The organism is Rhodococcus sp. NPDC057529, assembly GCF_042802055.1.
Lineage (GTDB): Bacteria > Actinomycetota > Actinomycetes > Mycobacteriales > Mycobacteriaceae > Rhodococcus_F.
The window spans coordinates 139,877-153,143 of the sequence record NZ_JBHVEY010000019.1 but is presented as its reverse complement, the minus strand read 5'-3'; the positions used below and the strand labels follow the sequence as shown (position 1 = coordinate 153,143).

13 protein-coding genes are annotated in these 13,267 nt (G+C 67.1%); 4 read left to right on the top strand and 9 right to left on the bottom strand.

Features of this window, described 5'->3' with window-relative positions; all coding sequences use genetic code 11:
* Nucleotide 1: 1 nt before the first annotated feature.
* Nucleotides 2-955, bottom strand: a complete 954-nt coding sequence (locus tag ACFU5V_RS31375) for a phosphotriesterase (protein ID WP_378434524.1) — start codon at nt 953-955, stop codon at nt 2-4.
* Nucleotides 956-1,007: 52 nt separating this feature from the next.
* Nucleotides 1,008-1,994 (bottom strand): phosphotriesterase, encoded by a 987-nt coding sequence (locus ACFU5V_RS31370; protein WP_378703766.1) that lies wholly within the window; start codon nt 1,992-1,994, stop codon nt 1,008-1,010.
* Nucleotides 1,995-2,142: 148 nt separating this feature from the next.
* Between ACFU5V_RS31370 and ACFU5V_RS31365 the strand changes: the two genes are divergently transcribed.
* On the top strand, nt 2,143-2,730 hold the full coding sequence (locus tag ACFU5V_RS31365; RefSeq protein ID WP_378434528.1) for a TetR/AcrR family transcriptional regulator: 588 nt from the start codon (nt 2,143-2,145) through the stop codon (nt 2,728-2,730).
* Here the strand turns inward: ACFU5V_RS31365 and ACFU5V_RS31360 are convergent.
* The 6 genes from ACFU5V_RS31360 to ACFU5V_RS31335 all read right to left on the bottom strand — a co-directional run bounded on the left by ACFU5V_RS31360 (nt 2,727) and on the right by ACFU5V_RS31335 (nt 8,463).
* On the bottom strand, nt 2,727-3,653 hold the full coding sequence (locus ACFU5V_RS31360) for a LysR family transcriptional regulator (protein ID WP_378703764.1): 927 nt from the start codon (nt 3,651-3,653) through the stop codon (nt 2,727-2,729). The genes ACFU5V_RS31365 and ACFU5V_RS31360 overlap by 4 nt on opposite strands.
* A 39-nt stretch (nt 3,654-3,692) precedes the next feature.
* Nucleotides 3,693-4,820 (bottom strand): NAD(P)/FAD-dependent oxidoreductase, encoded by a 1,128-nt coding sequence (locus ACFU5V_RS31355; protein WP_378703762.1) that lies wholly within the window; start codon nt 4,818-4,820, stop codon nt 3,693-3,695.
* The gene (locus ACFU5V_RS31350; RefSeq protein WP_378434534.1) at nt 4,817-5,014 is read right to left on the bottom strand and encodes a ferredoxin; all 198 of its coding nucleotides are present in this window, start codon (nt 5,012-5,014) and stop codon (nt 4,817-4,819) included. Before ACFU5V_RS31350 ends, ACFU5V_RS31355 begins: the two co-directional genes overlap by 4 nt.
* A complete protein-coding gene (locus ACFU5V_RS31345) occupies nt 5,011-6,189 on the bottom strand; it encodes a cytochrome P450 (protein WP_378703760.1) in 1,179 nt (392 codons plus the stop codon). Before ACFU5V_RS31345 ends, ACFU5V_RS31350 begins: the two co-directional genes overlap by 4 nt.
* 247 nt (nt 6,190-6,436) lie before the next feature.
* Nucleotides 6,437-7,222 carry an HpcH/HpaI aldolase/citrate lyase family protein gene (locus ACFU5V_RS31340; RefSeq protein WP_378703758.1) on the bottom strand — a complete coding sequence of 262 codons (786 nt, stop codon included), beginning with the start codon at nt 7,220-7,222 and terminating at the stop codon, nt 6,437-6,439.
* Nucleotides 7,222-8,463 carry a CaiB/BaiF CoA transferase family protein gene (locus ACFU5V_RS31335; RefSeq protein ID WP_378434540.1) on the bottom strand — a complete coding sequence of 414 codons (1,242 nt, stop codon included), beginning with the start codon at nt 8,461-8,463 and terminating at the stop codon, nt 7,222-7,224. The genes ACFU5V_RS31340 and ACFU5V_RS31335 overlap by 1 nt, the downstream gene beginning before the upstream one ends.
* A gap of 176 nt (nt 8,464-8,639) precedes the next feature.
* On the opposite strand from ACFU5V_RS31335, the gene ACFU5V_RS31330 reads away from it, so the two are divergent.
* Complete coding sequence (locus ACFU5V_RS31330; RefSeq protein WP_378434542.1) at nt 8,640-9,560, top strand: LysR family transcriptional regulator; 921 nt, start codon at nt 8,640-8,642, stop codon at nt 9,558-9,560.
* Nucleotides 9,561-9,564: 4 nt separating this feature from the next.
* On the opposite strand, the gene ACFU5V_RS31325 is transcribed toward ACFU5V_RS31330, so the two are convergent.
* On the bottom strand, nt 9,565-10,674 hold the full coding sequence (locus ACFU5V_RS31325; protein ID WP_378703756.1) for a PrpF domain-containing protein: 1,110 nt from the start codon (nt 10,672-10,674) through the stop codon (nt 9,565-9,567).
* A 427-nt stretch (nt 10,675-11,101) separates the two neighbouring features.
* Here ACFU5V_RS31325 and ACFU5V_RS31320 point away from each other — a divergent pair, with 427 nt between their 5' ends.
* Nucleotides 11,102-11,374 carry a hypothetical protein gene (locus ACFU5V_RS31320; RefSeq protein ID WP_378703755.1) on the top strand — a complete coding sequence of 91 codons (273 nt, stop codon included), beginning with the start codon at nt 11,102-11,104 and terminating at the stop codon, nt 11,372-11,374.
* Complete coding sequence (locus ACFU5V_RS31315; protein WP_378703753.1) at nt 11,371-12,756, top strand: SLC13 family permease; 1,386 nt, start codon at nt 11,371-11,373, stop codon at nt 12,754-12,756. The genes ACFU5V_RS31320 and ACFU5V_RS31315 overlap by 4 nt, the downstream gene beginning before the upstream one ends.
* Nucleotides 12,757-13,267: the final 511 nt, after the last annotated feature.

Genomic DNA, 13,267 nt, shown 5'->3' with positions numbered 1-13,267 from the left:
GTCAGTTCTGGATGGTCAGGAAGTCGGCCGGGTTCTCGACGAAGAGCGTGGTGATGGTCGCCTCGTCCAGGCCTGCTTCGCGTAGATCCGGGATGAGGTCCTCGAACAGGTAGTTGCACGTGTGACCCTTGACTCCGGGCCAACCGAGTGGGCTGCAGTTGGCGTCGACGCCGGCGAGCGCCTGATCGAGGTGACCGGCGGCGAGGAACCCGAGGAAGTGGTCGAGTCGTTCCTTGCGCGGGCGGGCCCAGAACGGCGGGTCCTCGAGTTCGGTTTCGTAGCCGAAGGTGTCGAAGCCGACGCGACCGCCCTGTTCGGCGATCCACCGGTCGCGTGTCTTCGACGCGTTGACTCCGTCGTCGGCGTGCCCGAACAGCACGCGGTGCAGCGGGAGTCCTTCTTCGGTGAAGATCGCGATGGCGTTCTCGGCGTCGATGGCCAGGTGGGTCAGGATCGGTACGCCGGTCTCGAGTGCGGCGCGAGCCGCGGCCCGGTAGATGCGCTTGTCGAGGTCGGTCATCTTGCCGCCGCGGCTGACGCCGACCTTGATGACTCCGGCGCGGCTGCCGGTGTTGCCGATGCCGACGGTGATCTCGTGGAGGAACTGCTCGGTCAGGTAGTCGACGCTCGCCCGCTCGAAGAACGGCAGGGCGGTGTCGCCGCCGACGAAGCCGGTACAGGCGACGATGTGGACGCCGGTCTTCGCGGACAGCGACTTGTAGTAGTCGACGTCACGGCCGTTGCAGATTCCGGTGACGTCGACGAAGGTTCCGCCGCCGTACTCGTGGAACTTGCGCAGTTTCGGCACGGTCTCCTGGTACCGCTCCTCGGGGGTCTTCCACCACCTCGTGTCCAGCTCGGAGCCGGGCATGCCGTATCCGATGTGCTCGTGGACGGCGACGATGCCCAACTCTTCGGCCGGGATCGATCCCAGGACGGTGTTCACTCTTGACACAGGAAACTCCCCTTCGGGAAGGACGATTCTTCGATGACGTGGGTTCGGGCGCTCAGCGCACCGACAGCAGGTCGCGCGGGTTGTCTGCGAGCATGCGCTGGATGTCGGTGACGCCGAGTCCCTGCGCGGTGAGACGCGGCACGAAAGCCGACAGGATGTAGCTGAACGGCAGATCGAGACCCGGTTCTCCCACCGACACGCCGGTAGCGTTGCTCGACAGGAGGATTCGGTCGCCATGACCGGCGTCGACCAGTTCGCGGATGAGGGTGGCGCGCTCGGCGTCGGTGACGTACAGCCCGCCGTCCGCACCCACGTGGTCGAGGGCGACGTAGGCTCCGCGGCGGGCGATCTCGAGCGGCGCGCCGGCGTCGACCGCATCCCTGCGGTCGAGGCCGCCGACGACGACGCGGTCGGCCTGCAGGCCCTCGTCCACAACGATCCCGAGGTCGTGCACCGCGTCCTTCCCGAAACGGAGAGAGACCGGTACGCCGGTGTCACGGGCGGTTCGGGCTGCGGCGCGGAGAAGGTTCTCCTCGGTGGCGGTCATGCCGTCGGGATTCGCGGCGGTCGCCACCAGTCCTGCGGCACCCCGGCGTTCCACCCGGGGAACCACCATGCCCTCGGTGATCTCCTTGGTGAAGAGGTCGGCGAATTTGTCTGCAGGCCACGGCGTCGGCGGATCGGTCTGCGGCGTCAGGAAGTATCCGCCGAGCATTTCCTCGGGTCCCATGCCCGTCGACGCGACGATGTGCACTCCGGTCGTGCGTGACAGCGCTTCGTAGAGCTTGACATCGCGGCCGTGGAACATGCCGGTGCTGTCGACGATCGTCCGCCCGCCGTGGTCCCGGAATTCGGTGAGCTTCCCCACCAGCACCTCGAAGGTCTCGGCGCGGTCCGGGGTGATGTCGAATGCGTGCTCCGCGCCCGGGACCACGGACAGCAGCGCTTCGTGAACCGAGACGACCCCCAGTTCGTCGGCGGGAACCGGGCCGAGAACGGTGTGGACGGTGTTTCTCTCGGCGGTCTGGGAGCCCTTCATCGGCACTTCCTTTCGTCGACGTCATGTGCGCATGACGTGGTACTAGTCACGGTAGCCATTCACATTACAGATCGTCAAGTGAATTGATTTATCGTTTTGTGAATGGCCTATCTGATTCGTGGGTTGACTGCGGCTACAATCTGAGGTCATGTCGCTCCGCGCCGCACAGAAGCAAATGACCTACGACCTTTTCCTCGCCAAAGGGCTCGAGCTGTTCGGCACAAAGGGCTACGTCGCAACCACGATCGATGACATAGCCAGCGCCGCGGGATCGACCCGGACGACCTTCTACCTGCACTTCTCGTCCAAGGCCGACGTGATGAGCGCGCTGCTGACGAAGGTCGACGCAATACTCACCGCTGCCGACGACCCCACGCTCACCGCGGTGGTGGCCTCGGGCTCGCGTGACCGGATCCAGCAGTGGCTGGACCGCAAGTTCTCACAGTGGGACGAGATCAAGCCCTATCTCACCGCGTCCTACCAGGCAGCCCAGGAGCCGGACGTCGCAGCCAAGACCGAGCAGTGGTTCGAGTCCGCCGTCGGCGACATGACGGCGGGCCTGGACCAGGCCACGCGGTTCCCTCCCGATCGGCGCCGGATCCGCTGCGTGCTCGCGTTCGGTCAGCTGGAGTACCTCTCGCGCCGCTACTTCGCGGTCGGCTGGCAGACTCCCCGCGAGGCGTGCCTCGACGAACTCACCGACTCCTGGTGCCACCTACTCGCGTCGGACGACTAGAACTCGAAAGCCGTCGCGTCGACGAGGATCTCCCGCAACCAGGCGATGAACGCCGCATCCGCCAGCCGCGGATTCCACACCATGTCGATCCCCAACGGCGAGACCGGCAGCGGGAACTCCTCGATGCGGAGGTCCACCCGTTCCCGCATCGCGACGGCAACCCGGAAGGTGTGCACCGCCACCCCGCCTGCCGACGCGACCATGTGCGGGATGAGCAGGTGGTCGGAGATCAATTGCCCGATCCGGTAGTGCACGCCGTGCGCGTCCATCGCGGCGTACGGCGCCACCCGGTGCCGGGAGTCGTAGGTGACATGCGGCAGAGACGTGAGCAGATCCAGTGCGGATGCCCCGGGATCGCTGTCCGGGTGGGCGATCACCACCCAGCGATTCTCGTACAGGCGCTCGCGCGGGTACGGCGAGGTGAACGCCTCGGACAGGAGTACGACGTCCACGCCGTCGTCGGTGAAGTCGCTCGGTTGCGGTTGAACGAAGTTGCGCACCCGCAGAGTCGCATTCGGTGCCCGCTCGGCGATCAGCCGCGCCACACCCGGCCCGACCACGAATGCGGTGCTGGTGGTCATCGCAACCGTGATGGTGCGGCTGTCGCGCGCGGGGTCGAAGCCCGGGAAATTCACCACCTGTGCGGTCTGCCGCAGCACTTCGCGCAGTGGTGCGACGAGTTCCAGGGCACGCGGTGTGAGCATCAACCCGCTCCCCTGCCGCGTCACCAGATCGTCACCGATCAGTCGGCGCATCCGCCCCAGGGCATGACTCATCGCGGGTTGGGACATGCCGACCCGGGCCGCGGCGCGGGTGACCGATCCTTCCTCGAGCAGGGCCAGCAACGGCACCAGCAAGTTGAGGTTGACCGCGGCGAGCCGCTCCAGGCCGAGATCACTCGAGTGATCGCCGGGTTGGTTCATCCACACGAAGTTACGCGTCCTCCTCCCGAGGGGTCGACGTCATCCGGCCGCGGCGGCCATGCGGCGCAGTTTCGGGATCGGGATCCGATGGTTGACGGCGACCGCGACACCGTCACCGCCGACGTGGGTCCAGCGCATCACCGACGGTCCGTGCGGGCTGTCGCCGAGCAGGAACTCGGGTTCACCGGCGGCCGGTAGGTGGCCGGTGGCCTTGAGGTTCAGCCCGAACTGCTCGGTCCAGAAGTAGGGTTCGAGGTCGAGTTCCGGCGCATCGTCGCCCGTCAGGAGCGCGTGGGCAGCGACCTTCGCCTGCTCGATAGCGCTGCTCCACAGCGGAATTCGACGCACTCCCGTAGGCGTGGGAACGGCGGCGGCGTCCCCGGCCGCGACGATGTCTGGCCGGACCCGGCCTCGCGAGTCCACCTCGAGACGGCCGCCGGTCAGCAGTCCGCTGGTGGCCAGCCACTCCGTGTCGGGTATGTCGCCGATCGCACTGACGATCAGGTCGGCGTCGACTCGTGATCCGTCGCGCAGGACCACCCCATGCGCGTCGATCCCGGCAGCCGAGCCGATGACGACCGTGAGCCCTCGGGCTACCGCGGCCGCGGTGAACGCCTCGGACAGGCAGTGCCCCAGATGCGACAGCATCGGCGGGCCGTCGGCTACCAGCGTGGCCCGGCACCCCGCCGACAGGGCCGCGGATGCGATCTCCATGCCCAGCGGACCGGCGCCGACAACCACGACCGTGGGCCGGGCCGCCAGCCGTTCCCGGAGGACCAGGGCGTCGTCCACGGTGCGCAAGGACAGCTCCACGCTGTCGTCGCCGCCCAGGCGCCGCGCCCTGGAACCGGTGGCGATCACGAGTCCGTCGTAGGTCAGGTCCGAACCGTCGTCGAGACGCACCCGGCGGGACTCGACGTCGAGGTCGACGGCCGCCACCCCCAGCACCTCGGTCGCCTCGTGCGTGGGCGGTGCCAGTTCGTGGGAACCCCCGTCGACCAGGAGCGCCTTGGAGAGCGCGGGCCGCGAGTACGCCGCCCGGTGTTCGGCCCCCACAATGGTCAGATCACCGCCGAAACCCGCGGCTCGGAGACTGTCACATGCGGTCTGGCCGGCGATCCCGTTGCCGATGACCAGGATTCGTTCGGGAACTTCGATGAGTTTCATGCGAGCCTGAGTGCGGCCACGGGGCAGACCCGGACCGCGGCGCCGGCGTCCGTGAGTTCCGGGCTTCCCTCGGGGATGTCGTCGACGTCGAGGATCAGTTCGCCCGCGTCGTCGAGGTGCATCAGATCGGGAGCGATCTCTTCGCACAGTCCATGACCTTCACAGCGAGGCCGGTCGATCACGATTCTTGTCATGCTGGAACCACCTTCAGGATCTCGAGTGCGTCGATGGAGCGGGTGATGTTGCTGGGCAACCGAACCGGCTCGGCGGCCACCAGCCGCTGCGCGTGGACGGCGAGTGCCCCGATGACGGCGTGGGCTTCCAAGCGGGCCAGGCCCTGGCCGGCGCAGCCGTGCGGTCCGTATCCGAAGGAGAGGTGGTCGACGGGATTTCGCTGGACCAGGAAGGCGTCCGGGTTCTCGTAGTGCCGCGGGTCGCGGTTGCCTGCGCCGAACAGGATCGCCACCTGGGATCCGGCCGGCACGAGGGTGCCGTCGATGTTCACGTCCCGGGTCACCGAGCGGCCCCAGGCATGGACCGGCGCCCAGAATCGGAGTATCTCGTTGAACGCTGTCGGCACCAGCGCGGAATCTCCGCGGACCAGGTCGAATTGATCGGGGAAAGCCGAGAAGAGCGCGACGATGTTGCCGAGCGCGGCGATCGTGGTGTCGACACCCGCGCCCAGGTACTGGTGGATGATGTGGCCGGCGGTGCCGGGAGGAATGGCGCCGCGGCCCTCGGCGTCGAAGATGCCGCGACCGACCGACCCCGGCGCCAGATCGGCGGCCCCGACCCCGGTGCACCACCCGTAGAGTTCGCCGGCGATCGGGAAGTTCTCCGCGGTCCGCTGATTCATCGGACCGATGACTTCCATCGCGGCCTGTCCCCAGCGCAACATGTTGTCGCGCACCTCACCGGTGAAACCGATCAGGTCCGCGACGACCTCGAGCGGGAAGGCGCGCGCCAACGCATCGATGGCCTCGAACGATCCCCTGGCGACCAGGTCCGCGACCAGCGCATCGGCCTTGGTGTGGATCTGATCCCGGAGCCCCCGCAGCGCCCGTGGAGAGAGGTTCTCGGAAAGAGTCGCGCGCAATTCGGTGTGGATCGGCGGGTCGGAGGCCAGCGATGTGCCCTGAAGCGCCTCGTTGACCACGGAATTGAAGCCGATCGTCCGGGACGAGAAGGTGCCCGGATCGGCCAACGCGTCGCGGATGACGTCGTAGCGGGTCAGGGCATAGACGTCGTTGGCGGGCAGATGTACCACCGCACCGAGATCGCGGAGTTCGGCGTACGTCGGGTAGGGGTCGATCACGACCTCGTCGGCGAAGAGGTCCGTATCGCTACTCGCCGGAGTGCTTCTGTTCATGCCTCCAGTGAAGTGAGTCCACTCACATAAATCCAACTCATATTAGGCATGTACGGACATGAACAAGATTGATGCCGTCCGCCCTGCGGTGCTCTCATCCGTGGTCGCGGCACACCGCGGACGCGGGATCCGGTTCGCACATTTGCTGCCACGTGCAGAAGCCGGGATGTCTTCGCCGTGCAGGATCGTCGCCGTCACTGCGCGGCCACCCTCGCCTGCACGGCGATCAACAGCCGTTTCTGCAGGGCTACTGAGACTGGAGGATTCTACGAGCCCGCTCGGCGACGGGCAGATCCACGAACTCGCCGTCCGGAAGCTGGACGGCCGCTCCGCCCGATTTCGCGAAGACGTTCACAACCCGTCGTGCCCAGACGAGTTCGTCCTCGCCGGGGATGAAGGCGGTGTGAATGATCGGCAGCTGGGAGGGGTGGATCGCGGATTTGCCGCCGAAGCCGAGAGAGCGGGCGTGGGCGGCTTGCCGGGCGAGTCCGTCAGTGTCCCGCAGGAGGGGGTAGACACTGTCGATCGGTGGTGCGATGCCCGCGGCCCGGGAGGCGATGACCAGGTGCGATCGCGCGTACTGCAGCGGGGCGTCCCCGTCGCCGATGCCGAGGTCTTTCCGGAGGTCGATGCCGCCGAGGGCGAGGTGTTCGACGCCGGGTTCGGCGGCGATGGCCGGGGCGTTGGCGACTCCCTTCGCGGTTTCGATCGCGCAGATCAGTGGCGTCTCCGTTACCCGGTCCCGCACCCACCGCACGTCGTCGACCGAGTCGACCTTCGGGATGCGGATGCCGTGAGCACGGTCGGCGACCGCGGCCAGATCGTCGGCGGCGAGCGCGGTGCCGACAGCGTTGATGCGCACCCACGCCGGGTGGATGGTCAGAGTGTCGGCGACGCGAGCGCGGGCGGCATCCTTGTACTCCGGCGGGACCGCGTCCTCGAGGTCGAGGATCACCGCGTCCGCACCGGCGTCGAAGACCTTGCCGAGGAGCTTCTCATTGTGTCCGGGCACGAAGAGGTAGCTGCGGGCCATCAGATGACACCCTTCTCCTGTAGATTCTCGACATTCAATCCGAGTGTGTCGCGGTAGATCTGCGTGTTGTCCTGTCCGAGTCGCCGTCCGGGGAATCGGATGGCGCCCGGGGTGCCGAGCATGCGCACCATGAGGTTCTGCATGGCGAGAGGCCCGAGGTCCTCGTCGTCGACGGTGGTGATCATGTCGCGGGCGCGGACGTGCGGGTCGTTCATCAGTTGCTCGACGTCGTAGATGGGTGCGAGGGCGGCGCCGACGCGCTCGAACTCGGCGACGACCTCGTCGAACGGGCGGGCGGCGATCCATTTCCCGACCGCCTCGTCGAGGAGGTCGCCGTTGCGGCTGCGTTCCGCGGCCGAGGCGAACCACGGCTGTTCGACGAGGTCAGCTCGTCCGACGAGGCGCATGACCCGTTCGGCGACGGAGGTGGCACTGGCCGAGATCGCCACCCACCGGCCGTCCTTGGTGAGGTACGTGTTGCGGGGGGCGTTGTTGGGCGAGCGGTTGCCTTGGCGGCCGGCGATCGCGCCGAGCTGGTCGAAGGCGGTGGGACCCGGGCCGAGGATGCCGACCAGGGGTTCGAGCAGCGAGAGGTCGATGACCTGCCCCTGCCCGGCGCCTTCGGGGCTGTTGCGGTGCAGCAGTGCCGTGACCACGCCAAAGGCGCCGGTAATGCCGGCGACACCGTCGGCGAGACCGAACGGAGGCAGCGTCGGCGGGCCGTCCTCCTCACCGGTCTGGTGTGCGAATCCGCTCATCGCCTCGGCGAGGGTACCGAAGGCGCGACGTTGGGCGTAGGGCCCGTCCTGTCCGAAGCCGGTGACCCGCAACATGATCAAGCCCGGATTGAGCGCCATCAGCAGGTCGGGTCCGAGCCCCCACTTCTCCAGCACTCCGGGTCGGAAGTTCTCCACGAGCACATCGACGTCGACGACCAGATCCCGCAGGATCTGCTGGCCCTCGCGAGTGCCGAGGTCGAGGGTGATGCACTTCTTGTTGCGCGCAATGACCTTCCACCACAGTCCGTGGCCGTCCTTGTTCGCCCCGTGGGATCGGGCGGGGTCGCCCGTCGGGTGCTCGACCTTGATCACCTCGGCGCCGAAGTCGCCCAGCAGCATCGCGGTGATCGGAGCGGCGTACACGGTGCTGATGTCGAGAACTCGGATCCCCTGCAGCGGACCGCGGTTCGCCTTCCCAGGCGAACTCGAGGTCAGGGTGTCATCGTGTGGATTCACGCTCATGGGCAGTCCTCGGCAGTGTCGAGAGATGATGGAGACGGAAGGGTGGTGGCGCCCTGCGTGGAAGTCGGGCGGCGCCTTTCCCGCGTGTGCGGACTCCAATCTGTCACCCGCCCGAGTGAAGTACAATCGCAAGTATCTTGACTCCCTTTAAATTCTTCTAAAGGCAGGTGGCTGACGTGCTCGACACGACGCGGATGTTCACGCTGTGCGAGGTCGCGAAGCACGGCTCCATCACCGCGGCTGCCGCGGCGCTCGGATACACCACCTCGGCGGTCTCGCAGCAGATCGCCAAGCTCGAGAAGGAGGCCGGGCAACCGCTGCTGGAACGGCACGCGCGCGGCATCATGCTCACCGACGCCGGCCGCTCCATCGTCAAACACACCGAACGGATCCTCATCGAACTCGAGGCCGCGGACGCCGAACTCGCGGAGATCCACGGACTACGTGCGGGAGAACTCGCGATCGGAACCTTCCCCACGGCCGGATCCTCGCTGCTGCCGCTGGTGATCAAGGAATTCAAGACCCACCACCCCGGCATCGACCTGCGCGTCCTCAGTGGACGATTCGCCCAGCTCGTCGATTCGCTTCGCCGCCGGGAGACGGAGCTGTCCCTGTTGTGGGACTACGAGTGGAACCGGATCGACGACCCACTGCTGACGTACCACCACCTGATGAACGATCCGACCCTGCTCCTGGTGTCGGAAAAGCACCGCCTCGCCGACCGGGAGTCGATCAGGATCACCGAACTCCGCGACGAGTCGTGGGTGGTGCGCGCCGACGATCACCCGGTTGCCCACACCCTCGAAAGGCTCTGCCAGCAAGGCGGATTCAGCCCTCGGACAAGTTTCCTCGCCCACGACTACGGGGAGGTGCAGGCCATGGTGGGGGTCGAGTTGGGGGTGTCGATCGCGCCGCGGCTGGCGGTCCTCAATCCCCGCCCCGACGTCCGGTCCATCCCGCTCGCCACCCGCTCGCCGCAGCGCCGGATCCTCGTCGCACACCTGACCGAGCGTCGGCTGAGTCCGGCGGCCCAAGCGGCCATCACACTGTGCATGGCGGCAGCGCGACGCCTCGAGGAAGGTTTCGCCGACGCTTAGCGGGTCACCGTGCGGTTCCCGCCAGCACGGCAGCCGGGGACGCGACGAACAGTTCGGCGGCCGCGATGCGCCGCGCCGCGCGGTGCAGTGAGACCGCCTCGATCACTCCGTCGTGGGAGGTGGTGAGGTCGATGTCGAGGACGCCCGCGGCCGTTCCCAGTCGCAGCGATCCGGGCCACCGCACCCGGGCGTTGTCTGCCACCACTCCCCCTCGCACGGTGGCGGCCGCGGCGACGGCGACGGCCGATGTCAGGCCGATCGCCGGATGCGGGGCGAGCATGGACAGCATGCGGACCGAGACGTCGTAGTCCTCGCCGGCGATGTCGATGCCCGCGCTGGTGCGATAGTCCCACGGGGGGCCGATCACACCGACCTTCGGAATGGCATGCGAGATCGGGTCACCGGGCTTGCTCAGTCCCATCCGCAGCGACGATTCGCGCCGCAAAGCCACGAGAACGGAGAGGTGGTCGGCGATCACCGCATTGTCCTCCGCCCCGCTCAGGCCCAGGTCGGCGGCGTCGAACAGCGCGGCCGGCGCCCCGGCGACCACCATCGTGCCCCGGTAGCGGCGATCACCGAGCGCGATCGAATCGGACGCCGACCCGGTGGGCAGCAGTGCGGTACCGGAGGCGAGGCCGGTGAAGGTCAGGGCAACCGCAACGCCGAGCGCACTGGTCCCCGGCACGGCGGCAACCCCCTCGGTGGGGATCACCCCGCCCGGGGTCGCGATCTCGGCGGTGAGGATTGCACCGGTGTTGGTGTTGCGCATCCGCACGATCGTCGTCGCACTGTCGACCGCGACGAGCCCGGACTGCAGCGCATACAGCCCTATCCCGGTGGCGCAGTTTCCGCAGTTGCTGCCCCACTCGACCCGGCGGTCACCGATCGCGACCTGTGCGAACAGGTACTCGACGTCGATGCCCGGCTCGGCGGATCGGCGCACGATCGCGGCCTTGGATGTTGTCGAGCTGCCGCCGCCCACGCCGTCGAGCTGACGGGGGTCACCCGAACCGAAGGCCGAGGTGAGTATGGCGTCGATCCCGCCCGCCTGCTCGACCAGAGGGTCGACATCAACCGCGTTGAAGAGCCAGCACTTGCTGGTGCCCCCTCGCATCCAGGTTCCACGGAGTGTGAACACCGCCCGGCCGCCTTTCATTCGTGACGAAGTCTGAGGCACCGCCGAAGGCTCTGATCGGGGTAAGGGAACTGAATCTCCAGCGGTGACACCGTCAACCCTGCGCCCCACCTGGGTGGAGCACAATTTCGAATGTGAGGACGACCCTTAAGAGTGGCTTACATTGCCGGGTCGAGCGCCATCGTAGGACGGCGCACACACCCGCCGGCGGCGCGGTGCGACCAGGGGCGCCGCCGTTCGTCGAGGTCGACGGCCCACAGCGGCACCACCGGCACGACGATCACCTGGGCACGACGCCGCCGGCATGACTTAAGCAGAACTGAACCCCCGGGTAGAAACGTGACATTGTTCTGAACATCTGTCGTCTCTAACGTGATGTAGGACATGATCGACGAGAGGATGTGACATGCGAACCACGAGCCCGCTACCCCGACGCGAAGACGTTCCCGCCGACCGGGACCGGGCCTGGGAGCTGTCCACCGAACTGGTCGATCCCACCGCGCCCGTTCCGACCCCGCACCGTGACCCCGTCACAAGTCGGGAGACGCCGCGCACGCGCACCCTGGCACCGCCATTCAGTGCCCTCGGACGCGTCGAGGCCCCCTCTGTTCACGCAACCGGAACAGCCGACGACCAGGCAGGCGACCCTGCCGGACAGCAAGCGAAAGAACGACCATGACCTCCATCGAAATACTCCCCCTGATCGCCTTGGTCGCGATGTTCGTGATCGCCACCATCTTCCCCATCAACATCGGCATCCTGGGCTTCATCGGGGCCTTCCTCGTCGGAGCCTTCGCCCTCGGATACGACGACAAGGAAATCCTCGCCGCATTCCCGAGTTCGATCGTCCTGACGATCATCGGCGTCACCTACTTCTTCGGCATGGCCAAGAGGAACGGCACCATCGACCTCCTCGTCAACGCCTGCATCCGCGCAGTCGGCGGCCGGACGGTGATCGTTCCCTGGGTGTTCTTCTTCTCCGCCTCCGTGCTGACGGCACTGGGCACCTTCAGCCCCGCGGCGGTCGCGCTGATCTCGCCCGCGGCGATGTCGTTCGCCGCGCGCACCCGGATGAGTCCGCTCGTGATGGGCATCATGACGATCAACGGCGCCCACGCCGGCGCGTTCTCGCCGATCTCGGTCTCCGGCGTCCTCGTCACCGACATCGTCAACTCCAGTGGCCTGACCATCGCGCCCTGGACGCTGTTCTTCGCCAGCTATGGCATCAATCTCCTGCTGTCGGTGCTGACCGTCGTGGGCTACTCGGTCCTCGCCCGAGTCCGCGACCTCGAGTACACCGCCACCGGAACGAGCGACGAAACCGGCAGCGGTACACCGCGTCCCACCACCGTCGGGGCACCGGATCGGACGCCGACCACCGGCGGTGCAGGCTCGTCGGGCGGGACGCAGGTACTCACTCGCGCGCAGACGGCGACCAGCGTCGTGCCCGACGCGCACCCCGTGACCCGCGTCCAGAAGCTCACCCTGTTCCTCATCGCCACCGTGCTCGTACTCGTGCTGGTGCTGCATCTGCCGATCAGCTTCGTCGCCATCGCCGCCGGCGCGGTCCTCGCCTTCACCGATCTGTCGAAGCAGAACGAAGCCATCGCCGGCATCAGCTGGTCCACCGTCCTACTCGTCGCCGGCATGGTCACCTACATCTCGATCATGGAGGAAATGGGCACCATCGACCACCTCGCCGAAATGGCCATCACCGTCGGTGCACCACTGCTGGTCGCGTTCGTCCTGTGCTACGTCATCGGCGTCACGTCCGCGTTCGCATCCTCGACCGCACTGCTCACCGCGATCATCCCGCTCGCCCTGCCCCTGCTGCAGACCGGCGCACTCCCCGTCGTCGGAGTCGTCGCGGCGCTGGCGATCTCGGCGACCGTCGTCGACGTGTCCCCGTTCTCCACGAACGGCGCCCTCGTCCTCGCCAACGCCCAGAACATCGAACGCCCCGCGTTCTACCGCCAGCTTCTCCTCAACGCAGGCATCGTCGTCGCAGTCGCACCGGCGCTGTGCTGGTTCATCCTGGTAGCCGTTCCCGCAATGGCCTGAGCACCACGGACAACAGCCGCGGCCGCCACCTCACCCGAGGTGGCGGTCGCGTGCGTGTGGCGCCGACCTAGGCTCCCTCCGCTCGGGTTGGATTCAGGCGGTGCCGCGGAACTCGACGCAGTCAACCAATTGCTTTGCGAATGCATCGAGATTGGCGAGCAGACCTCCCCGTGGACAGCCCGGCATCGCCTGAATGCGCGTCAGCGCACCCGAGAGATCATGTCGAGAAGAACGGTCGCGGACGAGATTTGGTCGAGGTCAATCGACCGACGGATGCCGGTCGCTCGACGGCACCTCACACGGAAGCTGAAGTCGACGTCGAACTTCAGGCCCCGGTGGCGATACTCCCAGCAGAAAGTCAAGCCCTGCAAAAATAGCGATTCAATGTCGGGCGCTGGGCGCGTAATCTACTACATAAGGCTTCTTGGCGCTTCCTAGCGCTTCTTGGTGCTACCTGTCGCCCGGTGCCGCGCCATACAAACCCGAAGATTGGAGCAGAGATGCGTATCTT

What these genes read in the sequence shown, in the direction of transcription:
- ACFU5V_RS31370 (WP_378703766.1), bottom strand. Translation starts at nt 1,994, where the DNA reads ATGAAGGGCTCCCAGACCGCCGAGAGAAACACCGTCCACACCGTTCTC.
- ACFU5V_RS31365 (WP_378434528.1), top strand. Translation starts at nt 2,143, where the DNA reads ATGTCGCTCCGCGCCGCACAGAAGCAAATGACCTACGACCTTTTCCTC.
- ACFU5V_RS31360 (WP_378703764.1), bottom strand. Translation starts at nt 3,653, where the DNA reads ATGAACCAACCCGGCGATCACTCGAGTGATCTCGGCCTGGAGCGGCTC.
- ACFU5V_RS31355 (WP_378703762.1), bottom strand. Translation starts at nt 4,820, where the DNA reads ATGAAACTCATCGAAGTTCCCGAACGAATCCTGGTCATCGGCAACGGG.
- ACFU5V_RS31350 (WP_378434534.1), bottom strand. Translation starts at nt 5,014, where the DNA reads ATGACAAGAATCGTGATCGACCGGCCTCGCTGTGAAGGTCATGGACTG.
- ACFU5V_RS31345 (WP_378703760.1), bottom strand. Translation starts at nt 6,189, where the DNA reads ATGAACAGAAGCACTCCGGCGAGTAGCGATACGGACCTCTTCGCCGAC.
- ACFU5V_RS31340 (WP_378703758.1), bottom strand. Translation starts at nt 7,222, where the DNA reads ATGGCCCGCAGCTACCTCTTCGTGCCCGGACACAATGAGAAGCTCCTC.
- ACFU5V_RS31335 (WP_378434540.1), bottom strand. Translation starts at nt 8,463, where the DNA reads ATGAGCGTGAATCCACACGATGACACCCTGACCTCGAGTTCGCCTGGG.
- ACFU5V_RS31325 (WP_378703756.1), bottom strand. Translation starts at nt 10,674, where the DNA reads ATGCGAGGGGGCACCAGCAAGTGCTGGCTCTTCAACGCGGTTGATGTC.
- ACFU5V_RS31320 (WP_378703755.1), top strand. Translation starts at nt 11,102, where the DNA reads ATGCGAACCACGAGCCCGCTACCCCGACGCGAAGACGTTCCCGCCGAC.
- ACFU5V_RS31315 (WP_378703753.1), top strand. Translation starts at nt 11,371, where the DNA reads ATGACCTCCATCGAAATACTCCCCCTGATCGCCTTGGTCGCGATGTTC.